25 protein-coding genes are annotated in these 25,901 nt (G+C 68.2%); 10 read left to right on the top strand and 15 right to left on the bottom strand.

Annotated elements, in window-relative coordinates; genetic code table 11:
- Positions 1–1,365, bottom strand: a complete 1,365-nt coding sequence (locus tag G6N67_RS28735) for a protoporphyrinogen oxidase (protein ID WP_036437287.1) — start codon at positions 1,363–1,365, stop codon at positions 1–3.
- Positions 1,362–2,411, bottom strand: a complete 1,050-nt coding sequence (gene hemE / locus G6N67_RS28730; RefSeq protein ID WP_036437285.1) for a uroporphyrinogen decarboxylase — start codon at positions 2,409–2,411, stop codon at positions 1,362–1,364. The genes G6N67_RS28735 and hemE overlap by 4 nt, the downstream gene beginning before the upstream one ends.
- Before the next feature lie 111 nt (positions 2,412–2,522).
- Between hemE and G6N67_RS28725 the strand changes: the two genes are divergently transcribed.
- Complete coding sequence (locus tag G6N67_RS28725) at positions 2,523–3,104, top strand: DUF3000 domain-containing protein (protein ID WP_036437283.1); 582 nt, start codon at positions 2,523–2,525, stop codon at positions 3,102–3,104.
- Position 3,105: 1 nt separating this feature from the next.
- Positions 3,106–4,362 carry an HRDC domain-containing protein gene (locus G6N67_RS28720; RefSeq protein ID WP_036437281.1) on the top strand — a complete coding sequence of 419 codons (1,257 nt, stop codon included), beginning with the start codon at positions 3,106–3,108 and terminating at the stop codon, positions 4,360–4,362.
- Here the strand turns inward: G6N67_RS28720 and G6N67_RS28715 are convergent, their stop codons facing one another.
- The 8 genes from G6N67_RS28715 to G6N67_RS28680 form a co-directional block, all read right to left on the bottom strand.
- Positions 4,363–5,271: an RNA polymerase sigma-70 factor gene (locus G6N67_RS28715; protein WP_036437279.1), complete on the bottom strand. Its 909-nt coding sequence runs from the start codon at positions 5,269–5,271 to the stop codon at positions 4,363–4,365.
- A 116-nt stretch (positions 5,272–5,387) separates the two neighbouring features.
- Positions 5,388–6,284: an alpha/beta fold hydrolase gene (locus G6N67_RS28710; RefSeq protein ID WP_036437277.1), complete on the bottom strand. Its 897-nt coding sequence runs from the start codon at positions 6,282–6,284 to the stop codon at positions 5,388–5,390.
- 7 nt (positions 6,285–6,291) lie between these two features.
- Positions 6,292–8,205, bottom strand: a complete 1,914-nt coding sequence (dxs, locus tag G6N67_RS28705) for a 1-deoxy-D-xylulose-5-phosphate synthase (protein ID WP_036437275.1) — start codon at positions 8,203–8,205, stop codon at positions 6,292–6,294.
- Between the two features lie 28 nt (positions 8,206–8,233).
- Positions 8,234–9,526 carry a Na+/H+ antiporter NhaA gene (gene nhaA / locus G6N67_RS28700; protein ID WP_036437273.1) on the bottom strand — a complete coding sequence of 431 codons (1,293 nt, stop codon included), beginning with the start codon at positions 9,524–9,526 and terminating at the stop codon, positions 8,234–8,236.
- Between the two features lie 63 nt (positions 9,527–9,589).
- A complete protein-coding gene (locus G6N67_RS28695; protein WP_036437272.1) occupies positions 9,590–10,357 on the bottom strand; it encodes an Rv2686c family ABC transporter permease subunit in 768 nt (255 codons plus the stop codon).
- Positions 10,357–11,067: a fluoroquinolone export ABC transporter permease subunit gene (locus G6N67_RS28690; RefSeq protein ID WP_036437270.1), complete on the bottom strand. Its 711-nt coding sequence runs from the start codon at positions 11,065–11,067 to the stop codon at positions 10,357–10,359. Before G6N67_RS28690 ends, G6N67_RS28695 begins: the two co-directional genes overlap by 1 nt.
- On the bottom strand, positions 11,064–11,945 hold the full coding sequence (locus G6N67_RS28685; RefSeq protein ID WP_036437268.1) for an ABC transporter ATP-binding protein: 882 nt from the start codon (positions 11,943–11,945) through the stop codon (positions 11,064–11,066). Before G6N67_RS28685 ends, G6N67_RS28690 begins: the two co-directional genes overlap by 4 nt.
- A gap of 110 nt (positions 11,946–12,055) precedes the next feature.
- The gene (locus G6N67_RS28680) at positions 12,056–12,760 is read right to left on the bottom strand and encodes a TetR/AcrR family transcriptional regulator (RefSeq protein WP_081812699.1); all 705 of its coding nucleotides are present in this window, start codon (positions 12,758–12,760) and stop codon (positions 12,056–12,058) included.
- On the opposite strand from G6N67_RS28680, the gene G6N67_RS28675 reads away from it, so the two are divergent.
- Positions 12,753–13,979 (top strand): FAD-dependent oxidoreductase, encoded by a 1,227-nt coding sequence (locus G6N67_RS28675; protein ID WP_036437267.1) that lies wholly within the window; start codon positions 12,753–12,755, stop codon positions 13,977–13,979. The genes G6N67_RS28680 and G6N67_RS28675 overlap by 8 nt on opposite strands.
- A 122-nt stretch (positions 13,980–14,101) precedes the next feature.
- The gene (locus G6N67_RS28670; protein ID WP_036437265.1) at positions 14,102–15,190 is read left to right on the top strand and encodes a GGDEF domain-containing protein; all 1,089 of its coding nucleotides are present in this window, start codon (positions 14,102–14,104) and stop codon (positions 15,188–15,190) included.
- Positions 15,191–15,204: 14 nt separating this feature from the next.
- Here G6N67_RS28670 and G6N67_RS28665 read toward each other — a convergent pair whose 3' ends face one another.
- On the bottom strand, positions 15,205–16,356 hold the full coding sequence (locus tag G6N67_RS28665) for a CdaR family transcriptional regulator (protein ID WP_036437263.1): 1,152 nt from the start codon (positions 16,354–16,356) through the stop codon (positions 15,205–15,207).
- Between the two features lie 129 nt (positions 16,357–16,485).
- Here G6N67_RS28665 and G6N67_RS28660 point away from each other — a divergent pair, with 129 nt between their 5' ends.
- From G6N67_RS28660 to G6N67_RS28655, 3 genes are read left to right on the top strand one after another with little or no spacing between them, the layout of a single operon-like run.
- Positions 16,486–17,910 (top strand): sodium:solute symporter family protein, encoded by a 1,425-nt coding sequence (locus G6N67_RS28660; RefSeq protein WP_036437261.1) that lies wholly within the window; start codon positions 16,486–16,488, stop codon positions 17,908–17,910.
- Complete coding sequence (locus G6N67_RS38845; protein ID WP_165572178.1) at positions 17,907–18,053, top strand: hypothetical protein; 147 nt, start codon at positions 17,907–17,909, stop codon at positions 18,051–18,053. The genes G6N67_RS28660 and G6N67_RS38845 overlap by 4 nt, the downstream gene beginning before the upstream one ends.
- Positions 18,050–19,309 carry a D-amino acid dehydrogenase gene (locus G6N67_RS28655; RefSeq protein WP_036437259.1) on the top strand — a complete coding sequence of 420 codons (1,260 nt, stop codon included), beginning with the start codon at positions 18,050–18,052 and terminating at the stop codon, positions 19,307–19,309. Before G6N67_RS38845 ends, G6N67_RS28655 begins: the two co-directional genes overlap by 4 nt.
- A 40-nt stretch (positions 19,310–19,349) precedes the next feature.
- On the opposite strand, the gene G6N67_RS28650 is transcribed toward G6N67_RS28655, so the two are convergent.
- Complete coding sequence (locus tag G6N67_RS28650) at positions 19,350–20,531, bottom strand: class I SAM-dependent RNA methyltransferase (RefSeq protein WP_036437257.1); 1,182 nt, start codon at positions 20,529–20,531, stop codon at positions 19,350–19,352.
- Positions 20,528–22,534, bottom strand: coding sequence for an APC family permease (locus tag G6N67_RS28645; RefSeq protein ID WP_197747938.1), 2,007 nt, complete (start codon positions 22,532–22,534; stop codon positions 20,528–20,530). Before G6N67_RS28645 ends, G6N67_RS28650 begins: the two co-directional genes overlap by 4 nt.
- A gap of 100 nt (positions 22,535–22,634) precedes the next feature.
- Between G6N67_RS28645 and G6N67_RS28640 the strand changes: the two genes are divergently transcribed.
- Positions 22,635–23,309 (top strand): potassium channel family protein, encoded by a 675-nt coding sequence (locus G6N67_RS28640; protein ID WP_179976759.1) that lies wholly within the window; start codon positions 22,635–22,637, stop codon positions 23,307–23,309.
- Positions 23,306–23,974 (top strand): potassium channel family protein, encoded by a 669-nt coding sequence (locus G6N67_RS28635; RefSeq protein ID WP_036437252.1) that lies wholly within the window; start codon positions 23,306–23,308, stop codon positions 23,972–23,974. Before G6N67_RS28640 ends, G6N67_RS28635 begins: the two co-directional genes overlap by 4 nt.
- A 13-nt stretch (positions 23,975–23,987) precedes the next feature.
- Here G6N67_RS28635 and G6N67_RS28630 read toward each other — a convergent pair whose 3' ends face one another.
- Both G6N67_RS28630 and G6N67_RS28625 read right to left on the bottom strand, forming a co-directional pair.
- A complete protein-coding gene (locus G6N67_RS28630; RefSeq protein WP_036437250.1) occupies positions 23,988–24,692 on the bottom strand; it encodes a DUF3159 domain-containing protein in 705 nt (234 codons plus the stop codon).
- A complete protein-coding gene (locus G6N67_RS28625) occupies positions 24,689–25,060 on the bottom strand; it encodes an OB-fold nucleic acid binding domain-containing protein (protein ID WP_036437247.1) in 372 nt (123 codons plus the stop codon). Before G6N67_RS28625 ends, G6N67_RS28630 begins: the two co-directional genes overlap by 4 nt.
- A 134-nt stretch (positions 25,061–25,194) precedes the next feature.
- Here G6N67_RS28625 and G6N67_RS28620 point away from each other — a divergent pair, with 134 nt between their 5' ends.
- Positions 25,195–25,893 (top strand): alpha/beta hydrolase family protein, encoded by a 699-nt coding sequence (locus G6N67_RS28620; protein WP_036437246.1) that lies wholly within the window; start codon positions 25,195–25,197, stop codon positions 25,891–25,893.
- Positions 25,894–25,901 lie beyond the last annotated feature (8 nt).

Genomic DNA, 25,901 nt, shown 5'->3' with positions numbered 1-25,901 from the left:
TCAGTGTGGGCGACCGGGATTCAGCACTGCCGCGGCCGCGCGTCCGGCCGCACCCACGCATGCCGGCACCCCGATGCCGTCGAGATAGCCGCCCGCCACGGCGAGCGTCGGCGGCAGCCCGGCCCGCAGTTCCGCGACCAGTTCGGCGTGCCCGGGCCCGTACTGCGGCATGGCGTCGATCCACCGCTGCACGTGGCAGTCGACGGGGTCGACCGTGACGCCGAACAGCGTGTGCAGATCGCGGCCCGCCCACGCCAGCAGGTCGTCATCGCCGGTCTGGCGAGCCAGATCGTCACCGAATCGGCCGAACGACAACCGCACCAGCTCGACGTTGCCACGTCGCCCCCATTTCCGCGATGACAGGGTTACCGCCTTGGCGTTCAACAGGTTTCGCGGTTCACCCGAAGCCACCAGGACGCCCGACTGTTGCGGAAGAGGTGTGCCGCCGGGCAGCGCGAGCGCCACCACGGCCGCCGACGCGACCGGGATGCGACGGGCGGCGGCCGCGGTGCGCGGGGCGACGTGCTCGACGAGTTTCGGCAGCCGGGGCGCGGGAACGGCCAGCACCACCGCGTCCGCCGGCCAGCGCGTGCCCTCGTCGTCGAGCACCTCCCAGCCGCGGCCGCTGCGGTCGACACGCTCGGCGGCCACCTGAACCCAGTTGACGCCGGCGCGGCGGTGCAGTTCGTCGAGCAGCACCGCGTAACCGCCGTCGAGCGCGCCGAACACCGAACCCGGCGCCGGTGGGGGCAGCGCTGCCCGGACCGCATCGGTGAGGTTGCGGGCGCCGCGGTCGAGTGCGGCCGCCAGTGTCGGGGCAGCCGACCGCAGCCCGATGGTCGCGGCGGATCCGGCGTAGACGCCGGCGAGCAACGGATCGACCGACCGCTGCACGACCTGGATGCCGAACCGGTCGCCGACCAGCTCGGCGACACTCGGATCGGCGCCGGGGCGCCAACTGAACGGCCGGGCCCGCTCGTCGAAGATGCGCGCGACCGTGGCGTCGTCGACGAGGCCGAGCAGCGACGACGCCTGCGCGGGGATGCCCTGCAGCGTGCCCTGCGGCATCGGGTGCAGCCGCGCGCCGCTGTAGATGAGCGGACGCACGCCCGTGGTCTCGATGCGCCGTCCGGCCAGGCCCAGCTCGGCCAGCAGAGCCGGGACTTCGGGCCGCCGGGCCACGAACGCCTCGGCACCGACGTCGAGCGGCTGTCCGCCCACCCGCTCGGTGCGCAGGATCCCGCCGAGCCGGTCGGCCGGGTCCAGCAAGGTGATGTCGGCGTGCGGTCCCACCGCCATCCTCAGCCGGTACGCCGCAACCAGGCCCGAGATGCCGCCGCCGACGACGCAGAACGCCGCACTCACAGCGAGTGCACCAACGTCACCGCCTCGGTGATGATGCCGGGGTCGGTCGAGGGCAACACGCCATGGCCCAGGTTGAAGATGTGGCCCGCCGCGCCGGCGGCCACCGCGCGCCGGCCGTCCTCCACCACGCGGCGAACCGCCTGTTCGGTCACGGGCCACCCGGCCAGCAGCACGACCGGGTCGAGATTGCCCTGCAGCGCCGTGCCGGGGCGCACCCTGGTCGCCGCGTCGGGCAACGCCGTGCGCCAGTCGACACCGACCACCGAGGCCCCGGCTTCCGACATGGCGCCGAGCAGCTCGGCGGTGCCGACCCCGAAATGGGTCATCGGCACGCCCGCGGCGGCCATGGTGGCGAACACGCGGCTGCTGTGCGGAAGCACATAGCTGCGGTAATCGGCCAGCGAAAGGGTTCCGGCCCACGAATCGAACACCTGCAGCGCGTCGACCCCCGCGTCGACCTGGGCCTGCAGGAACGTGATGGTGAGATCGGCGAGCGCGGTCATCAGCGCGTGCCAGGTGGCAGGCTCGCCCAGCATCATCGCCTTGGTGCGCTCGTGCTGGCGGCTCGGACCGCCTTCGACCAGGTAGGAGGCCAGCGTGAACGGGGCGCCCGCGAAGCCGATGAGCGGCACGTCACCCAGCTCGGACACCAACATCGCCACGGCCTGGGCGATGGGTGAAACCTGCGCGGGATCAAGCGGTTTCATGGCCTCGACATCGCCGATGGTGCGAATCGGATGGTCGATCACCGGGCCCACATCAGGCACGATGTCCAATTCGATGCCCGCGGCTTTGAGCGGCACGACGATGTCGGAGAACAGGATGGCCGCGTCCACGCCGTGGCGGCGCACGGGCTGCAGCGTGATCTCGCAGACCAGGTCCGGCTGGAAGCACGCAGGCAACATCCGGTGTTGCGCGCGCAGGGCCCGGTACTCGGGCAGGGAACGGCCGGCCTGCCGCATGAACCACACCGGGACACGGTGCGGGGTGCGGCCGCCGGCGGCGGCCAGATACGGCGACTCGGGCAGCTCACGGCGGGTATTCATCGGCTCCTATCGTGCCACGGACACCGCTGCGGGAGCGCCACGCTGCCCCGCGGCCATCAGTTCGGCGCGCCTGCTCCCGGTCGTGGCTGGATAGGGCTAGCGTCAGGTGATGTGACGTCTGCCGAACCGGCCCAGTTCCGGACGGCGGTGGAGGCGATGAACGCCACCACCGTGCGCCCGGAAATTGAGCTGGGCCCGATCCGTCCGCCGCAGCGGCTGGCGCCCTACAGCTACGCGCTGGGCGCCGAAGTCCGTCATCCCGAGACCGCGATCGTGCCCGAGCGGTCCGAGGGCGACGCATTCGGTCGGCTGATCCTGCTGCACGATCCCGACGGCGCCGAGGCCTGGGACGGCACGATGCGGTTGGTCGCCTACATCCAGGCCGACCTTGACCCCACCGAAGCCGTCGACCCGCTGCTGCCGGAGGTGGCGTGGAGCTGGCTGGTGGATGCCCTGGAGACCCGCGCCGAGCACGTCACCGCGCTGGGCGGAACGGTCACCGCAACCACGTCGGTGCGCTACGGCGACATCTCCGGGCCCCCGCGGGCCCATCAACTCGAGTTGCGCGCGTCGTGGACGGCCACCAATCTCGACCTCGGCCCCCATGTCGAGGCGTTCTGCGAAGTCCTCGAGCACGCGGCCGGTTTGCCACCGGCCGGCGTCACCGACCTGTCGTCCCGCAGTCGCGCGTGAGATGACCGACGGAGACCCAGAACATACCGACCTTCCCGACGTGGAGGCGACCCCGCTCCTGACACCGGCGGACGGGGTACCCGAGGTGTGCGTGAGCTCGGAGGAAATATCCTCTGCGGCAACACTTCTGGCCGCCGGCACCGGGCCGTTCGCGATCGACGCCGAGCGCGCGTCAGGTTTCCGCTACTCGAACCGGGCCTATCTCGTGCAGATCCGGCGCAGCGGGTCGGGCACCGCGTTGATCGACCCCGTCAACCACGGCGGCTCGCCGATCGACGCGATGGCCCCGGTGGCCGAGGCACTCGCCACCGACGAGTGGGTGCTGCACGCGGCCGACCAGGATCTGCCGTGCCTGGCCGAGATCGGATTGCGGCCGACGAAGCTCTACGACACCGAATTGGCAGGCAGGCTGGCCGGATTCGAGCGTGTCAACCTGGCCGCCATGGTGCAGCGGCTGCTGGGCCTGCAGTTGATGAAGGGCCACGGCGCCGCCGACTGGTCCAAGCGACCGCTCCCCCACGACTGGCTCAACTACGCCGCGCTGGATGTCGAGGTGCTGCTCGAACTGCGCGACGCGATCGCCGCGGTGCTCGAAGAGCAGGGTAAGACCGACTGGGCCGCACAGGAATTCGAATATCTGCGCACGTACGTCGCGCAACCGACACGGCGGGATCGCTGGCGCAGGACGTCCGGAATCCACAAGGTCCGCAACCCCCGGGCCCTTGCCGCGGTCCGCGAACTGTGGACCACGAGGGACAACATCGCACGTAGCCGCGACATCGCGCCGGGCCGCATCCTGCCGGACGCCGCAATCGTCAACGCCGCGTCCGTCGATCCGAAAACGGTCGAGGAACTGACCGCGCTGCCGATCTTCGGCGGGTCCAAGCAACGGCGCAGTGCGCAGGTGTGGCTGGACGCGCTGAAGCGGGCGCGGGACAACCCCGATCCGCCGGAGTCGGCCGAGCCGCTGAACGGGCCGCCGCCCGCGGCGCGCTGGGCGCGGCGCAAGCCCGAGGCCGCGGCTCGGCTTGAGGCCGCCAAGGGCGCTCTGGTCGAACTGTCGCAACGGGTTTCGGTACCTACGGAGAACCTGCTCACCCCGGAGCTGGTGCGGCGGCTGTGCTGGGACTGGCAGCCGGTGAGCGATGTCGCCACGGCCATCGAGGAGTTCCTGGCCGAGGCGGGCGCCCGGCCCTGGCAGCGGGAGCTGGCAGTGCCGGTGCTCACCGAGGCGCTGCGCGGCGCACCCGACGAGTAGTCACCGGCTGAGGCTTCGGGTCACCGCGATGGCGGTCAGTTTGTCCGGATTGCGCATTGCGTAGAAGTTGGTGATCCTGCCGTCGGTGGTCTCGAGCAGGAACACCGCCTCGGGATGATCGCCGAGATAGACGACGAACGCCGGGGCGCTGTTGTAGATGGCCGTCTCGAAGCGGAGCTCCGGCATCCGCTCGCGGGCCCGGAAGAAGCCCATCAGCAGGTTGGCCACCTTCTTTGCGCCGGTGACCGGGCGGAGCACCGCGGTCGCCTTACCGCCGTGGTCGGTCGTGAACGTCACGTCCGGCGCCAGCACCGACAACAGGCCTTCGACGTCGCCGGTGGACGCCGCGGCCAGGAACTGCTCGGTGATCTCGGCGGTCTGCGCATCGTCGGCGGGTTCGAACCGTTTGCGCCGCGCCTGCACGTGCCCGCGGGCGCGATGGGCCATCTGTCGCACCGCGACGGCGGATTTGTCGACCGCCGCCGCGATCTCGTCGTAACCGAAGCCGAACACCTCGCGCAGCACGAACACCGCCCGCTCGTCGGGCGTGAGCGTCTCGAGCAGCACCAGCATCGCCATCGACACCGACTCGGCGAGCACCACGTCCGCCGAGGCGTCGCGATCGTCGAGCAACAGCGGTTCGGGCAACCACGGACCGACGTAGTCCTCACGCCGGCGCGCGCCGGCCCGCAGCGCCGTGAGCGCCTGGCGGGTCACCAGCTGCGCCAGATACGCCTTGGTATCGCGCACCGTGGCAAGGTCCACGGTGGCCCAGCGCAGATAACTGTCCTGCAGTACGTCGTCGGCTTCGGTTGCGGTGCCGAGGATTTCGTAGGCGATCGTGAACAGCAACGGGCGCAACAAGGTGAACCGCTCGGCATGTTCGCCGTGCGGGTGCTGGGCGGTCATGTGGGTCTCCTGTTCACTCGCGGCTCCAGCCCTTGAGACCCCGCCCGCACGCGGAATGTGACAGTACGCAGCAGAATGTGATCCACATCACTGGCCGTCCCGGGGGCGGCGACCTGTCAGCCCACCCGGTCGACGTGCGCCAGGAAGTGCGTCAGCACCGCATCGGGCGCCTCGATCTGCGGCCAGTGCGCGATGTCGTCGTCGAGCATCACCACATCCGGGTTCGGGATGACCTCCAGATAGCGCTGCGCCATGTGCCGGCCCGAGTTGGGATCCGACGGTCCGTCGATCAGCCGCATGGGCACCGCAGTCTCGCGCATGGCACGGACCCAGCGGTTGCGGTGCACGTAGCGGTCGTTGACGAACCGTCCCACCTTGTGCAGCACCCGTTTGCCGTCGTTGTACTCCAGGATCTGGTGGAACCTCGCCATCAACTGCGGCGACGGCTTGGTGTTGGCCCCGAACATCTCGTTGATCGTCGGTTCCAGCAGCCGTCGCGACAGCGAGCTGCCCTGCAGCGGACTCATGATGTCGCCCAACGGTGTTCGCGACATCACCTTCTGCATCAGCCGGGGCGTATAGGCCTCGTTGAACAGCCCGCCGTTGAGCCACGTGATCGAGTCGATCCGCAGGGCGCCGTAGGACCGGTCGCCGGTCTCGTGGCGCGCCAGCAACTCCTGGCCTACGGAGTCCCCGACGTCATGGGCCAGGATGTGCGCGGACTGCACGCCGAGGTGCTCCAGCAGTGCCTCGTGCATGTCGGCGTGATCGCTCACGGCGTACCCGTAGGCGACCGGCTTGGCCGAGAATCCCATCCCGATCATGTCCGGCGCGATGACCGTGAACCGTTGCGTCAACGACGGCCAGATCAGCGACCAGTCCCACGAATTGAACGGATAGCCGTGGATCAGCAGCAGGTTCGGCCCGCTGCCGGACTTCCGGTAGAAGATCGGGAAGCCCAGGTAATCGAAGTACTGACCGGCGGCCTTCCAGCTCTCCAGTTCGACGTCCATGGGTGAACTAGTCGACCTGGTGGCTCACCTGGTGCTCGCTCACGTGGTTCCCGATCGCGGCGACCCAGCCGGTGATCTGCCGCGCGATGTGCTGCTCGGTCAGGCCGACCTCGGCGAGCACCTCGCCGCGGGACGCGTGGGCCAGGAATTCCTGCGGCACCCCGACATCGCGGCATGGCACATCGATCTCGGCGCGGCGCAACGCGGCCGACACCGACGAACCGACACCGCCCTGCACGCCGTTGTCCTCGACCGTGACCACCAGCTTGTGCCCGCGGGCGAGCTCGCCGAGTTCGGCGGGAACCGGGAGCACCCAGCGCGGGTCCACCACCGTGACGCCGATGCCCTGATTGCGCAGCCGATCAGCCACCGCGAGCGCCATCTTGGCGAACGACCCCACGGCCACCAGCAGCACGTCGTCGGTCAGCTCGGCCGCCGGGACGGCCAGCACGTCGACTCCTCCGCGCCGGTCGACGGCCGGAATGTCTTCGCCGACATCGCCTTTCGGGAACCGGATGGCGGTCGGCCCGTCGCCGACCGCGAGCGCCTCGCGGAGCTCCTCGCGCAGCCGCGACTCGTCGCGCGGGGCGGCCACCCGCATACCCGGCACCACCCCGAGGATCGACAGATCCCACATGCCGTTGTGGCTCGCGCCGTCCGGACCGGTGACGCCCGAGCGGTCGAGCACCAGCGTGACGGGCAGCTTGTGCAGCGCGACGTCCATCAGCAGCTGGTCGAAGGCCCGGTTGAGGAATGTCGAGTAGATCGCCACCACGGGGTGCAGGCCGCCCATCGCAAGCCCGGCCGCCGAGGTCATCGCGTGCTGCTCGGCGATACCCACGTCGAAGAACCGGTCCGGGTAGCGCTCGCGGAACGCGCTAAGGCCCGTCGGCCCCGGCATGGCCGCGGTGATGGCGACGACATCGCGGCGCTTGGCCGCGGACTTGATCAGCTCATCGGAGAACACCGACGTCCAGCCGAGGCCGGACTCCTTGGTGGGCAGCCCGGTCTCGGGATCGATGATGCCGCAGGCGTGCATCTGATCGGCTTCGTCGTTCTCGGCGGGCGGATAGCCCATGCCCTTGCGGGTGACCACGTGGACGATCACCGGCGCGTTGAATCCGCGCGCGTGCCGCAGGGCGTTCTCGACGGCGTGCTCGTCGTGGCCGTCGATGGGCCCGACGTATTTGAGGCCGAGGTCGGTGAACATCACCTGCGGAGCGACGGCGTCCTTGATGCCTGCCTTGATGCTGTGCATGCACTGGTAGCAGAACTCGCCGACGACGGGCAGGCCCCGGACCGCCTTGCGCCCCTCCTCCAGCAGCCGTTCGTACGCCGGCTGCAGCCGCAGACCGGCGAGATGATCGGCGAAGCCGCCGATGGTGGGTGCGTAGCTGCGGCCGTTGTCGTTGACGACGATGACCACGGGCCGCCCCGCGGCGGCGATGTTGTTGAGCGCTTCCCAGCACATGCCACCGGTCAGTGCGCCGTCGCCGACGACGGCCACCACGTGCCGGTTGCGATGTCCGTTGAGCTCGAAGGCCTTGGCCAGCCCGTCGGCGTAGGACAGCGCCGCGCTCGCGTGGCTGGACTCGACCCAGTCGTGCTCACTCTCGGCGCGCGACGGATATCCCGACAACCCGTCCTTGCACCGCAGCGTGTCGAAATCCGGGCAGCGTCCGGTCAGCATCTTGTGCACGTAGGCCTGATGCCCCGTGTCGAAGATGATCGGATCGTGCGGTGAATCGAAGACCCTGTGCAGCGCCAGGGTGAGTTCGACGACACCCAGATTCGGGCCTAGATGCCCACCGGTTGCAGCGACCTTGTGGATCAGGAACTGACGGATTTCCTGGGCCAAATCACTTAGCTGAGACTGTGACAGGTGCTGCAGATCTGCGGGACCGCGGACCTGTTCAAGCATTCCGCCAGTGTACGCACGCACACCGGGCTCAGTCCTGTCGAGGCTGATAGATGTCGGGCACACCGTCGTGGTCGGCGTCGGTGGTTTCCAGCACGTGGATGCGGCGGTAGGCGGCATTGCGACTGACCAGTACCGCCGAAGCCAGCAGACCTGCGACAACCGACCCCGTGAGCACCGCGATCTTGACGTCTGCGCCTGCCACCGTGCCGTAGCCGAAGGCGAGCTCACCGATCAGCAGCGAAACCGTGAAGCCGATCCCGGCGAGCAGCGCCACGCCGAGCACGTCGCGCCAGGCCAGATCCTCGTCGAGGCTCGCACGCGTGAATCGGGCCAGCAGATAAGTGGTGCCCAGCACGCCGATGGGTTTGCCGAGCACCAGCCCGCAGATGACGCCCAATGTGACCGGGTGGCTCAGCGCATCGGCGAACCCCGTCCAGCCGCCGACGGTCACCCCGGCCGCGAAGAACGCGAACACCGGTACCGCGAAACCTGCGGACACGGGTCGCAGCCGGTGTTCGAACGACTCGGCAGCGGCGTTGGCGCCCAGCACGGGCACGGTGAAGCCCAGCAGCACGCCCGCGACGGTGGCGTGCACGCCGCTGGCATGGACCAGCGCCCACGCCACCACGGCGAGCGGAAGCAGGATCCACCACTGCCGCATGCCGCGGTGCACGGCGACGCCGAACAGCGCGATGGGGATCAGCGCGGCGGCCAACGGTCCCGGTGACAGGTGATCGGTGAAGAAGCCCGCGATGACGATGATCGCCAACAGATCGTCCACGACGGCCAACGTGAGCAGGAAGATGCGCAGCGCCGAGGGCAGGTGACTCGACAACACCGCCAGCACGGCCAGCGCGAAGGCGATGTCGGTCGCGATGGGCACGGCCCAGCCGTCGAGGTTCTCGGGATGCCCCGTGTACAGATTGATCCCGATGAAGATCGCGGCCGGGACGATCATGCCGCCGACCGCGGCAGCGATGGGCAGGGCGGCCCGCGCCGGATCGCGAAGGTCACCCGCGACGAACTCGCGCTTGAGCTCGACCCCGACCACGAAGAAGAAGATCGCCAGCAGGCCGTCGGCTGCCCAGGCCGCGATGCTCAGGTTCAGGTGCAACGATTCGGGACCGACGACGAACGCCGACATGCTGTGATAGGCCGCCGACCACGGCGAGTTCGCCCACACCAGCGCGGCGCCCGCGGCCGCGAGCAAAAGCGCACCGCCGACCGTCTCCTTGCGCAGGATCTCGGCGAAACGGCTGGCTTCTGACCAGGATCCGCGGCTCAGCAGACGACGGCGGATTCGGTCGTGGCGATTGCTCATGAGTGCTCCCGGGACAGCGTTCGACGGCGCCGACCAGGCTTCCCGGCACACCCACTGCCAAACTTACCGTCCGGCTGCGGAGTTCTTCGCCAGAAACCGCCGGAACAGTGGCCATGCGACGGCGCCGTTGTATGCCACACCGGCGAGCACATACGGCCACCACACACCGTGTGCGCAGGCCACCCAGAAGGCCTTGGCCGCCCAGAACGGGGGCAGCACGCCGAACAGCAGACCCCAGCCGGTGTCGATGAACCACGGCACGCACGGCAGGCCAGCGATCAGCATGCCCAGCCCGCGCACCGCGGCAAGCCCCTGAATCTTGTTGCCGGCCATGGCCAAGATCAACAACAGCGTGACCACGGCCGACATCCCCGCCAGCAGGCTGATCGGGATGAGCGCCGGGATGAGACCGGGCTGCAAGATGCCGCTCAGCGACAGCGTGACGACGACGTAGACGGTGGTCACGACCATCACCGTCGCGGCGCGGTAGCCGAAGAAGGCCGCAAGCGGCACCGGGGTCACCCGCAGGGCCGTGAGCGTTCCCGCGTCGACCTCGTCGAGCACCAGGAACGCGGCCAGCGCGCCGGCGATGATGATGCTGGTGAGCAACAGGAAGGCCGTGAGGATCAGCGGGTAGTACGGAACCAGGTCGAAACCGTTGCGCCGGGCCAACATGTCGGTCACCCGCGGTGTCAGGACCGCGACACCCGTGGTCCAGATCACCGGCGCGACGATGATCATGACCAACAGCGGGTCGCGGTACGTCCCGCGAAGGTCGTTGCGGCCGAAGGCAAGCAGCGCCCTGACTGTCGTACCGCCGGAAACCGACATCACCCACCACCTGATTTCGAGACGATGCAACGGTCGAAGAGCACTCGCGCGGCCAAGACCAGTCCGGCGATGCACAGCACCGGGTAGCCGATCGCATAGCCGAGCTGCCACGGGGCGAGGTCCACCTGGTCGAACGCCGCGCCGAACAACAGCAGCGGCCCGTGGGTGGGGATCAGATACAGCACGGGATTCGGCCAGATTCCCGAGTAGAGCAGGATGGGCAGGCACATCACCGCGAGCGGGACGGTGGCCGCCAGGAACCAGTCGCTGACCGAGGCGAACGGCAGCGAGCTGGTGAACCCGACGAGCAGCATCAGCAGTGTCGCGAGCACCACACCGACCACCAGCACGACCGAAAGGTGGGTGGCGCCGTGCACGCACGCCGTCACCGTGACCGCGACGAACAGCGAAACCCCGAGCAGCACAGCTAGTTTGGCCGACAGATACTCGTGAAATCGCAAAGGCGTCGAGATCACGGCACCGAGAGTGCGTTCCTGCTTCTCGAAGAACACCGTGCCTGCGACGAAGAAGAAGCCGATGATCGAGGTGTCCCCCAGCAGCACGTACGGCTCGGCCACCGGACGCAGCGCCGCCGGCATCGGCAGCAACACGGCCAGCCAGATCAATCCGGAGAACACCGCGGCGTGCAGGAACCGCTGGCGGATCTGCAACAGCAGCTCGAGCCGCACTGCGCTGCGAAAGCGCCTCACAGCAGCTGCCTTCCGGTGACCTCGACGAACACGTCGTCGAGGCTGGCCTCCAGGCTGTGGATCGTCTCGACCTGCCGCTCGCGCAACACCGCATGAAACGCGGGGTCGTCGGCGAGGCCGTCGAGAGCGAACTCGGCGGACTCCAATGCGCCGTCGGCACCGCGGAATTCGACCCGGACCGACCGCCTGCTGCGCGCAATCTTGAGCTCGGCCGGGGTGTCCATCGCCACGATGCGCCCGTCGACGACGAACGCCACCCGATCGCACAGTTCGTTGGCGGTGGCCATGTTGTGCGTGGTGAGAAAGACAGTGCGCCCCTGGGCTTTGAGACCGAGCACGATGTCGCGAACCTTGCGCGCATTGACCGGATCGAGCCCCGACGTCGGCTCGTCGAGGAACAGCAACTCCGGGTTGTTCAGCATCGAGCGGGCGAAGGTCAACCGCATCTGCATGCCCTTCGAGTACCGGCCGACCCTGGTACGGACGTCGTCGGCCAGACCGACCGCCTCCAGCAGTTGCATCGGGTCGGCGGTCGGCACGCCGTACAGCGACGCGAAGAACTGCAGGTTCTCCAGGCCGGTCAGCTTCTGGTAGTGATTGGGCAGTTCGAACGAGACACCGATGCGCTCGTAGTAGTCATGGCCCCAGTCGAGCGGATCGCGGCCCCACACCGTGGCCTGGCCGCCGTGGCCGCGCAGCAGTCCGATGAGCAGTTTCTGGGTGGTTGACTTGCCCGCACCGCTGGGCCCCAGAAACCCGAAGACCTCGCCCTGGCAGACGGTGAAATCCATACCGCGCACCGCAGGTTCCGTGGCACCCGGGTACGTGTACGTCAGCCCGCGGACACAGATCACCTCGTCAGTGACCGGCTGGCTCATATCGTGCGCCCTCCCCGTTCGGACGTGCACCGGCTCGACGCCGTGCAGCGCGAGGAATCACACTATACTGAAGTTTCAGAGATTAGTGAAAGTATTTACCTGCCAGAACCTTAGACAGCCGCCAGTACCCGCTTGACGGTGGCGAACTGGGCCACCGCCAACTGCTCACGATCCCCGGCCGTCAACTCCTCGTAGTGGGCCACCGTCCACTCGTCGAACACCTGCAGCAGCCGCACCGCCACCTCGTATTGCAGCGCTTCGGGCAGATCGTCTCGCACCGCACCGCACCGGCGGCCGACGCGCAGCAATTCCTCGACCCAGCCCCGGACCGCGTTGATCAACTCGGCTGCGGCACCGGCTTCATCGTCGGGTGCGCCCGCGTAGAACATCCGGCCGAGCGTCAGCGCCGACGCCTCACGAGCCGACACCGCAGTGAGCTCGGCAAAGAATGCCTCCACGCGCTGCCAGAAATCGTCACCGTCGAATTCACGTGGTGCGGGTATATCGAATTTGTCGGAGACATCGCGAATCAGCTCGCGCATGACGAAATCAAAGAGCTCGCCCTTTGAGTCGATCACGTAGTAAAACGAACTCTTGCTCATACCGCAGGTCGCGATGATCCTGTTCAGCGACGCGTTCACATAACCGCTGGAGGCGAACTCATCGGCGGCGACCTCCATCAAACGCCTGCGGCGCGCCGCCGGCATCCGGTTGAGCCGGCCCTCGTGCATTCGCTCAGCATAGCAGTGTGGACCACCTGGTACAGACAATGGTAGCGTCGAGTCACAGCAGGTGGAAGGAAAGCCGATGTTCATTCCCACGACAATCGCCGATCAATACCAGCAGGCCGCCTCTGACAACCTCAGAATTCTCGTGGTCGGCGCAGGCATCGCCGGAATCACCGCGGCCCAGTTGCTGCGGCGGGCCGGCCACCGTCCCGTGCTCATCGAACGCGCCGAGGACGGAAAGCACCCCGGCTACATGCTGGCCCTGATGCCCATGGCGGACGGCGCGCTCGACGAGCTCGGGGTACGCGAGGCCTACCGGGCGGCCAGCGTGCCGTTCCACGACTACGCCATGCGCGGACACACCGGCCGCCTGCTCCGCGTCGACTCGATGACGCGAATCCTCCAGCGCTACGGCGACTATCGAGGAATTTCCCGTGGCGCCCTCATCGAAGTTCTCACGTCCGGCGGCTGCGCCGTGACGCTCGGTACCACCGTCGGGGCCGTCACAGAGACCGCCGAGGGGGTCCGGATACGCATGTCCGAACGCGACCACGTCCGGGAACTGGACTTCGACCTCGTGCTCATCGCCGACGGAATCAACTCCAGCACAAGGGAACTGATACCGTCGGCGCGCCCCGTCGAAGTGGTCGACACGCAGTGGGGCGGGTGGGTCGTGTGGGCACCCGCGCACGCCGTCCCCGCGCAGCGCGGTGAGGAACTCTGGGGTGTGGGACGTTTCGCAGGGCTGTACCCGGTGGCCGGCGCGGTCGGGGTGTTCCTCGGCGGCCCGCGGGCCGACACCGCCGCCGGTGCTGCGGCCTTCGTCGAACAGTTCCGGCGCACGCTCACGGTGGTGGATCCGCCGATCGAAGCCGCCCTGTCTGCCGTCGCCGACGATCCCGACCCGTACTACTGGTCGTTGACCGATTGCCGCAGCGCCGCGTGGACGACGTCACGCACCGTGCTCCTGGGCGACGCGGCAGCCGGATTCCTGCCCACCGCCGGAATCGGCGCGGGCATGGCGATGGAGTCGGCCTGGGTGCTGTGCCGACTGCTGAGGCACGCGCACCGCGAGAACCTCGCCGATGTCCTCTCGGCCTACGAGCGCACCCAACGTCCCCGCGTGGAGGCCGCGCAGGACAACTCGCGCGGGCTCGCCAGACTGGTCTTCCGGCGCAGCCGGGCACTCGCGGTTCTGCGGGAACTCGCGATGCGGATCGCGAGTGTCGATGTCGCCATCAAGCCGATCCAACGACTGCTGGCTGACCAGCCAAAACCCGACGAAATCGCGGCGTCGGTCGGCTAGCCCAGGCAGCCTCGAGACCCCGGCCCTACGAAATCGGTCGACCCTTGCGAAAGTGGGCGACAACCCATCGGCGGCATGATTTTGTAGCGTGTAGTACGCAAGCAAATTTTCCGGAGTGCGCATTGAGTCCTTACGATCACTACTACGCGCGCACCGCCCTGCTCGCGGCACAGGGCCAGCAGGCCCGCATGCGCCGGCTCGTGACGGCGATGATCACGTGCCTGGCCGCAGTGCCGCTGCTGCTGGCCTTCACGCCGTCCGGTCCGCCGGGGGTCTTCCGGTACGTCGGTATCGCCGTCAGCGCATGCGGCCTCCTCATGGCGTTGTGGTGGCGCCGCCGCCAGTGGCCCAGCCGCAAGCAGTCCTGGTTGGTGGTCTCGATCGGCACCGTCGGCATCGGGGCGATCTGCGTGCTGATAACCAACCCTGCGGTCGGACTGCTCGGTTCGGCCGCCCTCAGCCTCGTCACGACCTACGCCGCATTCCTGCACAGCCGCCGCGTGCTGGCGCTGACCTGGCTGACCTCCGGCATCGTCGTCACCTACCTCGCGGTCCGCGTCGCGCTCATCGACTTCTGGCTGGGCCTCTGCGGCGCCGTCGTGGCCATGCTCGTGATCGTGACCACGTCGGCGCTGTGCCGAATGGCGATCGGCCTGCTCGACCACGACAATCTCCAGCACCCGAACGAGATCGACCCGCTCACGGGCCTGCTCAACCGCGACGCGTTCAACATCCATGCCGCCACCATGCTGGGGTCGCACAGCCGTCACGACGACCAGTTCCTGGTGATCATCGCGGTCGGGATCGACGACATGTCGTTGCTGAGCGACATGGACGGCTCGCACAGCACGATCCACGCCCGGGTCGCGGTCGGGCAGGCGTTGCGGGAGACCGTACGTCACCGGGTGCCACTCGCACACGTGTCCGACAGCGAATTCCTGATCGCCGATGTGTTCAAGACCAATGATCCGTCACCGCTGGTGAACCGGATCCGCATCGCGATCAGCACCACGCCCATGCGACTGACCGCCAGCATCGGCACCGCGTGCGGCCCGCTGCGCCCGTTGACGGCGCTGCCCACCGAGCAGGTCATCGATGCGGTGGTCGACCTCGCGATCAGCGCGATGGAGCAGTCCCGCGCCGCGGGTGGCAACCAGACCACCTACGCGCAGTACCCGACGCCGAGCGTCGGTCCGAACCCGCCGGAATGATCGGCGCACTCGGGTCATCGGTGCTCGGGCCCCCTACCGAGCCTGTCGAGCACACACGTGACGTACACCGCCACGGCCAACCCGGATTCGTCGAGCGGGCGCCCGAGCATCCGGGCGATCTTGTCGAGTCGGTAGATCAGCGTGTTGCGGTGCACGTGTAGCGCGGCGGCCGCCTTGGTGATGTTGAACGCGCTGTCGCCCCACGCGATCAACGTCTCGCGCAGCACCGGCCACTCGCGATCGGCGAGCAACGGTCCCAAGAGCCCGTCCGCGAGACGTCTGCGGGAGTCGATCGGCACCACCGAGAGTGCCTGGTGCAACCGCACCTGTTCGATGCGGTGCACCCGCAGATCCGGATGCACCGCCGGTCCCAGTTGAAGCGCATCGAAAGCGTCCCTGGCCGACACGTTGAGTTCGGCAACCCCCGAGGCGCGAGATCCGATCGCGATCCGGAATCCTTGGGTGGCAACCTGATCGGACATCAACTCGGCGCAGCGCTGCCCCACCGGCCGGGACTTCTCGTCGTCTGGCGTGGCCACGGCGATCACCGTTCGCGAGAGCGCCGCCACCAGATCGCCCTCGGCATGGAACACGGTCTCGACGTCGCGGATCATCTGGGCCGGATCCGGCTCATCCGGGCCGGTGTCCGATTCCTCCCAGTGGACCAACACTATGCGGCGCGGCTGGGTCAGGTCGTAGCCCATCGTGCGGGCTCGGCGCAGCAGTTGGGCTTTCGGGACGCGCGAATGGTGCCATTCACAGACCTCCCTCAGCAGCTCGGCAACAGCGCGTTCCCGCGTCATCCGCGTTCCGATCCGGGCCGCCTCCTGCATGAGGATCTCGGTCTGCCGCTTCACCACGAGGCCGAACTGCTCGACCTGGTCCGGGGATCCGGACAGCCCGACCGTGCCGACCACGTCGTCGTCGATGATGAGCGGAACGGTGACGCCGGGCAGCGTACCGACGAGGTGACGCGCGTCGTCGCTGCTGTGCGCGATGGTGCGCCGGCTGCGGATCACCTCGACCGAAGCCTCGTGGAACTGTCCGACCCGCGATTGGTCGCCGCTGCCGACCACGATCCCGGACTCATCGGTGATCAGCACGTTGTGTCCGATCACATCGGTGATCTCCTCGGCGATCTGCTGCGCCAGCGCCTGCCCAAGCATGAATCCCTACCTTGATTAGGCAAATTGCCTAATTCCTGCCGACTTTTCGCCCGAATTCTAGATCTTCTGCCCAGTGACGTCGATCACGTTCCGCTCCTACGATTGGGCGATCCTCGACAAGGAGCACGCATGACACCTCTCGACTGGGCCCTGCTCGCAGGGTATTTCGTACTGCTGATCGTCATCGGCCTACAAACCATGAAACGGATCAAGAACCCCGACGACTTCGCCGTCGCGGGCAACCGCATCGTGTGGCCCGTGTTCTTCGGCAGCCTCGCCGCGGCATTCCTCGGCGGCGGCGCGTCCATCGGCGTTGCCGGGGCCACGATGCGCGACGGCTACGTCTACATGTTCGCGTTCTGCGCGTTCGGTGTTCAGACCGTTCTGGTCGGCCTGTTCATCGCCCCGCGACTCAAGCACTATCGCGGCGCCCACACTCTCGGTGACGTCATGGCCGAGCACTACGGCAAATCGGCTCGCGTGATCACGGGAGTGCTGTCGCTTGCGCTGTGCTCAGGCATCCTCGGCGCCCAGGCACTGGCGATCGGGACGGTCGTCAACGCCACCCTGGATGTGCCGACCGTACCCGCCGTGATCATCGGAATGGGCATCGTGGTGCTCTACTCGTCCTTCGGAGGCGCGTGGGCGGTGATCCAGACCGACCTGCTCCAGTTCGTGTTCCTCGGCGTGTTCCTGCCCGTCGCACTGCTCATCGGCCTGCACGCCGTCGGCGGCCCTGGTGCGTTGCTCGACCAGGTGCCCGCCGACCACCTCAGCCTGCTCGGCGACTACACCCCGCTGAAGTTCCTGACGCTGTTCGTGGCCCTGCTGCTCGGCGAAACCCTGGTCCCGCCGTACGCGCAGCGGACCTTCTCGACGCCCGACTCACGCCATGCCCGGATCGGCTACACGATGGCCGGGTTCTTCTCGTTCTGCTTCTATTTCACCTCCGCCTCAATCGGTTTGGTGGCGCTCGTGCTCTATCCCGACATCAAGACCGACGAGGCTCTGCCGACCGTCGTGATGAACCTCATGCCGATCGGGATCCTCGGACTCGTGATAGCCGCCCTGCTCGCAGTCGTGATGTCCACCGCAAGTTCCTATCTCAACTCCACCGCCGTGGTGTTGACCAAAGATCTGTACCAACCGATCCGGGCCGCCGCGGTGGCCCCGAAACGCCGACTCACGCTCGAGCGCACCACGAGCGTCGTAGCAGGCGCTGCCGCAACGGTTTTCGCGCTGAGCGTGCCGTCGATCGTCGACGCACTGCTCTACAGCTACGCACTGTGGGCACCGACGATCATCATCCCGCTGTTCGGCGCGGTGTTGTTCGGTGTCCGCTCCACCCCCGCCGCCCTGTCGGCCATCGCCGCGGGCGCACTCGTCACCGGCGTCTGGCAGTGGGGCCTGCACGGCCCCTTCGGCCTCGACGACGGGCTCATCCCCGGCGTGCTGGCCAACCTCGTGGTCTACACCACCGTCGCGGCAGCCACCGCGCACCGTTATCCGCGGCAACGCCAGGCACCCCTCGTACCGCAAGGAGAACCCGCGTGATCGTCAACCTGTTGTTCTATGGCGTGCCCGCACTCGTCATCGCCGTCACCCTGTGGGTCGGCTTCCTCGGCTGGCGGTTCTACCTCCAAGAGGTGGTGCGCGACAACGACTCCGACACCAGCGACGCGAGGAGCACCCCGTGAGGATCGCCGTCATAGGAGCCGGTGTGGTCGGCGTGGCAACCGCATACACGCTGGCAGACCGGGGCCACGAGGTCGAGGTCTACGACCGGCGGTCCGAGGTGGCCACTGACACCTCGGCAAGCACCGCGGGCCTGATCGCACCGGGTCACTCGTACGCCTGGGCCTCGCCCACCGCGCCGCGAATGTTGTTACGTTCGTTGGCCGGCGCCGACACCTCGATCCGGGTGCGCCCCCGCGCCGACGCCGATCTCATCCGATGGGGCCTACGGTTCCTGCGGGAATGCACGCCGTCGCGGTCCCGAGCGAACACACTGGCCAAGTTGCGGCTGGCCCGCTACAGCCAGCAACTGCTCGGCGAGTTGGCGCATCGGGAAGGGCTGCAGTTCTGGCACACCGACCGCGGTGTCCTCTACCTGTACCGCGAAGAGGCCGAACTGGCTGTGGCCGAGCGCAATTCCACTCTGCTGCGCGAGCACGGCCGCCACCAGCGGGTGCTGGGGCGCGACGAAATCGCGGCCGTCGAGCCCGCGCTGCGGCACAGCCGCGTCACGTTCGCCGGCGCGATCCACGACACGTCGGACGCCACCGGGGATCCTCACCTGTTCGCCACCGCCCTCGCCGAAGCGTGCCGGCGCCGCGGTGTGCGGTTCCACCTCGGCACCACGGTCACCGGCTTCGCGACCGACGGCGCCACGGTGACCGATGTCTGCACCACGGGCGCCGACATCCACGCCGACGCGATCGTCCTTGCCGCGGGTGCCGCCAGCCCACTGCTCACGCGCACGATGGGCCTGCGCATCCCCGTGTACCCGGCCAAGGGGTACACCCTGACGGCGGCTGTCAAGGATCTCGACACCGCCCCGCGCACGGGCGGGATCGACGAACGGTCCCTGGTGGCGTGGTCGCGCTTCGGGGGTGACATCCGCATGTCGGCCACCGCCGAATTCGTGGGCTACGACCGTGGTTTCAGCGCTGCGGACTTCGCGGGCATCGTTGCCGCAGGCGACGAGCTGTTTCCGGGCGCGATCGACTGGGACAGTGCGCGATACCGCACGGGGCTTCGCCCGATGACCCCCGACGGACCGCCCCTGATCGGCCTCGGCCGGCACGACAACCTGTACTACAACACCGGACACGGTCACGTCGGATGGACCATGGCGTGTGGGTCCGCCCAGCTGCTCGCCGATCTGATCGAAGGCCGTCGCCCCGACATCGACCCGGCACCCTACAGCCCGGTGCCGAGGCGTCGGCGGTAGCGCCGACGTGGCCCCGACCACGCCCGAGAAAATTCAGGTGTCAGCGTGTCAGTACCGCAACGCACTCCACGTGGTGGGTGAGCGGGAACGAGTCGAACACCCGCAGCTCCTCCACGGCGTAACCGTGCCGCACATACAGGCCGACGTCCCGGGCGAACGAGGCTGCCTCACAACCGATGTGGATGATCCTCGGCACCTCGGCCGCGGCGAGCTGGTCGATCACCTCGCGGCCCGCGCCGGTGCGCGGCGGATCCAGCACCGCGACATCGGCCCGTGCACTCTGGTGGGACAGCGCACGCCGCACCGAATCCGTCACCACAGAGACGCTCGACAGGTCGGCCAGCGCGGTGCGAGCCGCGCGAGACGCTCCCCGCGACGTGTCCACGGTGACCACGTGCCCGCTGTCCCCCACCGACTCGGCCAGCGCCGCCGCGAACACCCCGGCGCCGCCGTACAGATCCCACGCCGTCTGGCCTGCGCCCAATTGCGCCCAGCCCGCGACCAATTCACTGTAGAGCGCGGCCGCGTCCCGGTGGGCCTGCCAGAACGCCGTCACCGGAACCCGCCAGACCCGCTCACCGATGCGCTGCACGGCCTCGTAGTCGCCCGACACCACCCGGGTCGGGTTCTTGCGGCCGTCCTTGGGGCCGGACTGCACGACGTGCCTGCTGCCTTCGGAGTCCAGCGCCACATGCAGTTGCACGCCCGCGGGCCAATGGGTTCCGACCAGCTCGTCGAGCAGCCCGGCAGGCAGCTGCGCGCAGTTCAGATCGGTGACCAGTTCGGCGCTGTGATAACGATGAAATCCAGGCTGTCCGGCACCGGTGGTGTCCAGCCGCACCCTGGTGCGCCAGCCGGTGGCCCCGGCAGAGCCCACCGGCTCGGCCACCCCGGCCCAGTCGAATCCCCCGAGCCGGGACAGCTGATTGCCCACCACCGCGCCCTTGATTTCCCGCGCGGCATCCGGCTCGGCGAACGCCAGGTCGCAGCAACCCGCGCCGTTCACCCCCGCAATCGGGCACAGCGAATCGATACGACCGCTTGACGGCTCCAAGATTTCGACAGCCTCTGCGTGCCAATACGATCCGCGTTCGTCGAGCACGCGTGCGCGCACCGTCTCGCCGGGCAGCGCATAGCGCACGAACACCACGCGGCCCTCGTGGCGGGCCACGCAACTGCCGCCGTTGGCGGCCGCGCCCGCGGTCAGGATCAGTTCGGTCATTCGAGGAAGCCCCGGCGGGCGTCACCCGGCGCCGACTGTGGCTGCAGCGCCTTGAGCCGCTCCGACGAACTGAGCTGCCATGGCACCGATGTCACCATCACGTTCGGCATGAACAGCAGCCTGCCCTTGAGCCGCAACGCGCTCTGGTTGTGCAGCACCTGTTCCCACCAGTGGCCCACCACGTACTCCGGGATGAACACCGTGACCACCGTCCGCGGCGATTCCTTGGTCACGCGTTTGACGTAATCCAGGACGGGACGCGTGATTTCACGGTAGGGCGAGGCGATCACCTTGAGCGGCACGCTGATCTCGCTGTCTTCCCACTGGTGCACCAGAGCGCGAGTCTCGGCGTCGTCGACGCTGACCGTGATGGCCTCCAGCACATCGGGGCGCGTCGCACGCGCGTAGGCCAGTGCCCGCTTGGTCGGCAGGTGCAGTTTGGACACCAGCACCACCGCGTGGTTGCGGCTCGGCAGCACGATGTCGCCCTTCTCGCTGTCGTCCTGGGCCTCCAGCTCACGCGCCACGGTGTCGTAGTGCTTGTGGATCAGTTTCATGATCCCGAACAGCGCGCTCATGGCCAGGATCGCGATCCACGCGCCGGCCAGGAACTTCGTCACGACGACGATCACGAGCACGGTTCCGGTCGCGGTCAGTCCGACCGCGTTGATGATCCGCGAACGCATCATGTGCCGCCGCGCCGCCGCATCGGTCTCGGTGCGCAACAACCGCGTCCAGTGCCGCACCATGCCGATCTGGCTGAGCGTGAACGACACGAACACGCCGACGATGTAGAGCTGGATCAGGGCCGTCACCTCGGCGCGGAACGCGACGACGAACGCGATCGCGGCGAAGGCCAGGAACAGGATGCCGTTGGAGAACGCCAGCCGGTCGCCACGCGTGTGCAGCTGCCGCGGCAGGTACCGGTCCTGCGCCAGGATCGAGCCGAGTACCGGGAACCCGTTGAACGCGGTGTTGGCCGCGAGCACCAGGATCAGTGCGGTCACGCCCGCGATGAGATAGAGCCCGACCGGGAAATCGTGGAACACTGCATCGGCCAGCTGGGCGATGAGCGTCTTCTGGTGGTAGTCCGGTGGCGCGCCGACCAGCTGTTCGTGGGGCCGCTCGGCCATCTGCACGCCGGTCGCCTTGGCCAACATGATGATTCCCATGAACAGCGTCACCGAGATCACACCCAGCAGCAGCAGCGTGGTGGCCGCGTTGCGCGACTTCGGTTTCCGGAATGCCGGCACACCGTTGCTGATGGCCTCGACACCGGTCAGGGCGGCCGATCCCGACGAGAAGGCCCGCGCCACCAGGAACACCAACGCGAAGCCGAGCACCTCGCCGTGCTCGGAATGCATCTCGAAACCCGCCGATTCGGCCCGCAGCGGATTTCCCAGCACGTAGATCTGGAAAAGGCCCCAGCCCAGCATGATGTACATGCCGATCATGAACGCGTAGGTGGGGATGGCGAAGGCCGTGCCGGACTCCCGGATCCCGCGCAGGTTCATGGAGGCCAGCAAGAGGATCGCCACCACGGCGAAGAGCACCTTGTGGTCGTTGACGAACGGGACCGCCGAGCCGATGTTGGACATCGCCGACGACATAGACACCGCGACGGTCAGCACGTAGTCGACCATGAGCGCGCTGGCCACCGTGAGACCGGCCGTCGGCCCCAGATTCGTCGTCACCACCTCGTAGTCGCCGCCACCGGAAGGGTAGGCGTGCACGTTCTGCCGGTAGCTGGCGATCACGATGAGCATGACCCCGGCGACCGCCAGGCCGATCCACGGCGTCATCGAGTAGGCGGTGAGCCCGGCGACCGAGAGCACCAAGAAGATCTCCTCGGGCGCATACGCGACCGAGGACAGCGCGTCGGAGGCGAAGACCGGCAGCGCGATCCGCTTGGGCAGCAGGGTGTGGGAGAGCTTGTCACTGCGGAACGGTCGCCCCAGGACCAACCGGCGCGTCGCCGTCGAAAGCTTGGACACGAGTGCCAAGGGTAAGCCCGAACCCCGGTGGCCGTACGAAAGCTGTAGCGTTCGTCAGTGCACGGGTTGAGATAGCTTCATCTTTCTGCCATCGGAAAGGACGCGTCGGGTGCGTGTAGTCGTCATGGGATGTGGCCGTGTGGGCGCCTCCCTCGCAGACAGCCTGGCCCGCATCGGCCACGACGTCGCGGTGATCGATCGGGACAGCACGGCATTTCACCGGTTGTCCCCGGAATTCCCGGGTGAACGTGTGCTCGGCATGGGCTTCGACCGCGATGTGCTACTGCGGGCGGGCATCGAGGAGGCCGGCGCGTTCGCGGCCGTGTCCTCGGGCGACAACTCCAACATCATCTCGGCCCGCGTGGCCCGCGAGACGTTCGGTGTCGAACGCGTCGTCGCACGCATCTACGACGCCAAACGTGCCGCCGTCTACGAGCGGCTTGGCATCCCGACGGTCGCGACGGTGCCGTGGACCACCGACCGGCTGCTCAACGTGCTGACCCGGGAAGCGGAGACCACCAAATGGCGGGATCCCTCAGGCAACGTCGGTGTCGCCGAACTGCCCCTGCACGAGGACTGGGCCGGGCACCTGGTGACCGACCTGGAAGCCGCGACCGGAGGCCGGGTGGCTTTCATGATCAGGTTCGGCGGCGGTCACCTGCCCGACGCGAAAACCGTCATCCAGGCCGGCGACCAGGTGTACATCGCCGCAGTGTCCGGCCACATCGCCGAAGCCCTGGCCATCGCGGCACTGCCGCCCAGCGAGGATCTGGAGTCGGAATGAAAGTCGCCATCGCCGGTGCCGGCGCGGTCGGCCGTTCCATCGCGCGCGAACTGCTGGAAAGCGACCACGAGGTGACGCTGCTCGAGCGCAGCCCCGACCACATCGACGTCGACGCCATTCCCGCCGCGCACTGGCGTCTCGGCGACGCGTGCGAGCTCACGATGCTGGAATCCGTCCACCTGGAGGACTTCGACGTCGTCATCGCCGCCACGGGCGACGACAAGGTCAATGTGGTGGTCAGCCTGCTGGCCAAGACCGAATTCGCGGTGCCGCGCGTGGTCGCCCGGGTCAACGATCCGCGCAACGAGTGGCTGTTCGACGAGAACTGGGGTGTCGACGTCGCGGTGTCGACGCCCCGCATGCTCGCCTCACTGGTCGAGGAGGCCGTCGCGGTGGGAGACCTCGTGCGGCTGATGGAGTTCCGCAAGGGTCAGGCCAACCTGGTCGAGATCACGCTGCCTGACGACACGCCATGGGGCGGCAAGCCCGTCAAACGCCTCGAACTGCCCCGTGACGCGTCCCTGGTGACGATTCTGCGCGGCGCCCGGGTGATAGTGCCGGAATCCGACGAGCCCCTTGAGGGTGGCGATGAGCTGCTGTTCGTGGCCGTCACCGAAGTCGAGGACGAGCTGCGCGAACTGCTGCTCCGCCCCTCCGCCCGCTGACCGGGGCGCGGCCCTAGCTCCGGGCTTCTCCGGCGGGCTCGGCAGCGTCGTGCTCATGTAGCGCGCGCTGAGCGGTCCGGATCGCCAGATAGGTCACCAGCGCGGCGACGGCGGTGAGCGGCCAGCCCATCGCGATGCGCGCCACGCCAAGCCAACCGGTCTCGTCGGCGTCGTACAGGTACTGCTGGACCAGGAACCGCGACCCGAACACCAGCACCCAGGTGATGGTCGCGATGTCGAAAGCCGTCACGGCCCTGCGCACCTCGCGCCAGTCCCGGTCGTGCGAGTTGACCCAGCCCCAGATATAGCCGACGACGGGCCGGCGGATCAGCACCGAGACGCCGAACAACACGGCGTACAGCAGCGAGCTCCAGATACCCAGCAGGAAATAGCCTTTCGACTCCCCCACCAGATACGCGATCAACGCGCTGACGCCCACGGCGAAGAAGCCGGAGATCGCCGGCTGCAGTGATTCACGGCGGACCAGGCGCCAGATCAGGATGAGGGTGGCCACGCCGAGTGCCGCGCCGATCGCGGGCATGAGCCCGAACAGAGTCGACACCGGCACGAAGACCACGACGGGCAGTGATGAGTAGATGAGGCCGCTGACCCCGCCCATCTGGTCCAGCACCGCCCTGGCGCCGCCATGTGACGGGGTGGCCGGCAGCGCCGGCTCGCTCTCGGACTCCTCGGGCGGGCTGTTGTCGGCCTGGCTCACTTCTGAATTTCGTAGTGCGGGTTGTAAATCGCTTTACCGCCGTTGTCCAGTTTGCCGATCCGTCCGTGCACCCGCAGGGTGCGGCCCGACTCGATACCCGGAATGCGACGCTGACCCAACCACACCAACATCACGGTGTCGGTGCCGTCGAACAGTTCGGCCTTGACGCCGCCGGAACAGCCCTTGCCATTGCATTCGACACTGCGCAGGGTTCCGACCATCGTCACCTCCTGGCCGCGCTGGCAGTCGATCGCCTTCTGCGCGCCGGTGTTGGCGGCTTCCTCGCTGAGCTCTTCGACGTCGAGTTGCTCTGGGTCTTCTGTCAGGCGTCGTGTGAGCCGGCGCAGATACCCTTCGGCCGTAGCCATGGCCTCTCCTGACCTCTCGCGGATCCACCTTGGATCCGCCCAACCAACGCCACGGTAGACCTCTTACGACACGAATGCCACGTGGGGTTCCACTCGGCGTGCCGCTGATTTGACGGGGCGGGCACGATCATCAGATGAGCGTGCATCTGCGTGGTGTCACCACGGTCCTGCTGGCCGGCACCGGATCCGACGACGACTATGTCTACCGGGCGTTTTCCGCCGCGTTACACCAGGTCGGCGCGGTGGTTGTGACGCCGGCGCCCACCCCGGGCCGGTTGCTCGACGGCTACCGCGAGGCCCTCGACGATGCCGCGCGCGGCGGCCCGATCGCTGTCGGCGGGGTCTCGATCGGCGCGGTCGTGGCCACATTGTGGGCTTTGGCACACCCCAACCGCGCGGTCGCGGTACTGGCCGCACTGCCGCCCTGGACGGGTTCGCCACAGCATGCGCCCGCGGCATTGCTGGCGCGCCAGTCCGCCGAACTGCTGCGCCGCGACGGGCTGGCCGCCGCGGTGGCCCAGATGCGCGCGTCGAGCCCCGCATGGCTGGCCGACGAGCTGGCCCGGTCGTGGGTGGGGCAATGGCCCGCCCTGCCGGATGCGATGGACGAAGCCTCGGCCTGCCGGGCGCCCAGTTGCGCCGAACTGGAGCGACTGGCGGTGCCGATGGGGGTCGCGGTGGCCACCGACGACCCGGTCCACCCGGCCGAGGTCGGTTATGAGTGGGTCTCGGCAGTCCCGCGGGCGGCGCTACGCGCGGTCACGCTCGAGCGCATGGGTGTCGACACCGGTGTCCTCGGCGCGGCGTGCGTCGCGGCGCTCCAGGAGGCCTGAGACCGTCC

Source organism: Mycolicibacterium mageritense, assembly GCF_010727475.1.
GTDB lineage: Bacteria > Actinomycetota > Actinomycetes > Mycobacteriales > Mycobacteriaceae > Mycobacterium > Mycobacterium mageritense.
Note: the sequence above shows the minus strand (reverse complement) of the source record. Positions and strands in the feature narration are given on the sequence as shown.

Bases quoted from the DNA above. Each gene is read 5' to 3' on its own strand.
- dxs (WP_036437275.1), bottom strand. From the start codon at position 8,205: ATGCTTGAACAGGTCCGCGGTCCCGCAGATCTGCAGCACCTGTCACAG.
- G6N67_RS28620 (WP_036437246.1), top strand. From the start codon at position 25,195: ATGAGCGTGCATCTGCGTGGTGTCACCACGGTCCTGCTGGCCGGCACC.
- G6N67_RS28710 (WP_036437277.1), bottom strand. From the start codon at position 6,284: ATGGACGTCGAACTGGAGAGCTGGAAGGCCGCCGGTCAGTACTTCGAT.
- G6N67_RS28650 (WP_036437257.1), bottom strand. From the start codon at position 20,531: ATGACCGAACTGATCCTGACCGCGGGCGCGGCCGCCAACGGCGGCAGT.
- G6N67_RS28720 (WP_036437281.1), top strand. From the start codon at position 3,106: ATGACCGACGGAGACCCAGAACATACCGACCTTCCCGACGTGGAGGCG.
- G6N67_RS28685 (WP_036437268.1), bottom strand. From the start codon at position 11,945: ATGAGCCAGCCGGTCACTGACGAGGTGATCTGTGTCCGCGGGCTGACG.
- G6N67_RS28660 (WP_036437261.1), top strand. From the start codon at position 16,486: ATGACACCTCTCGACTGGGCCCTGCTCGCAGGGTATTTCGTACTGCTG.
- G6N67_RS28695 (WP_036437272.1), bottom strand. From the start codon at position 10,357: ATGTCGGTTTCCGGCGGTACGACAGTCAGGGCGCTGCTTGCCTTCGGC.
- G6N67_RS28675 (WP_036437267.1), top strand. From the start codon at position 12,753: ATGTTCATTCCCACGACAATCGCCGATCAATACCAGCAGGCCGCCTCT.
- G6N67_RS28635 (WP_036437252.1), top strand. From the start codon at position 23,306: ATGAAAGTCGCCATCGCCGGTGCCGGCGCGGTCGGCCGTTCCATCGCG.
- G6N67_RS28715 (WP_036437279.1), bottom strand. From the start codon at position 5,271: ATGACCGCCCAGCACCCGCACGGCGAACATGCCGAGCGGTTCACCTTG.
- G6N67_RS28625 (WP_036437247.1), bottom strand. From the start codon at position 25,060: ATGGCTACGGCCGAAGGGTATCTGCGCCGGCTCACACGACGCCTGACA.
- hemE (WP_036437285.1), bottom strand. From the start codon at position 2,411: ATGAATACCCGCCGTGAGCTGCCCGAGTCGCCGTATCTGGCCGCCGCC.
- nhaA (WP_036437273.1), bottom strand. From the start codon at position 9,526: ATGAGCAATCGCCACGACCGAATCCGCCGTCGTCTGCTGAGCCGCGGA.
- G6N67_RS28680 (WP_081812699.1), bottom strand. From the start codon at position 12,760: ATGAACATCGGCTTTCCTTCCACCTGCTGTGACTCGACGCTACCATTG.
- G6N67_RS28665 (WP_036437263.1), bottom strand. From the start codon at position 16,356: ATGCTTGGGCAGGCGCTGGCGCAGCAGATCGCCGAGGAGATCACCGAT.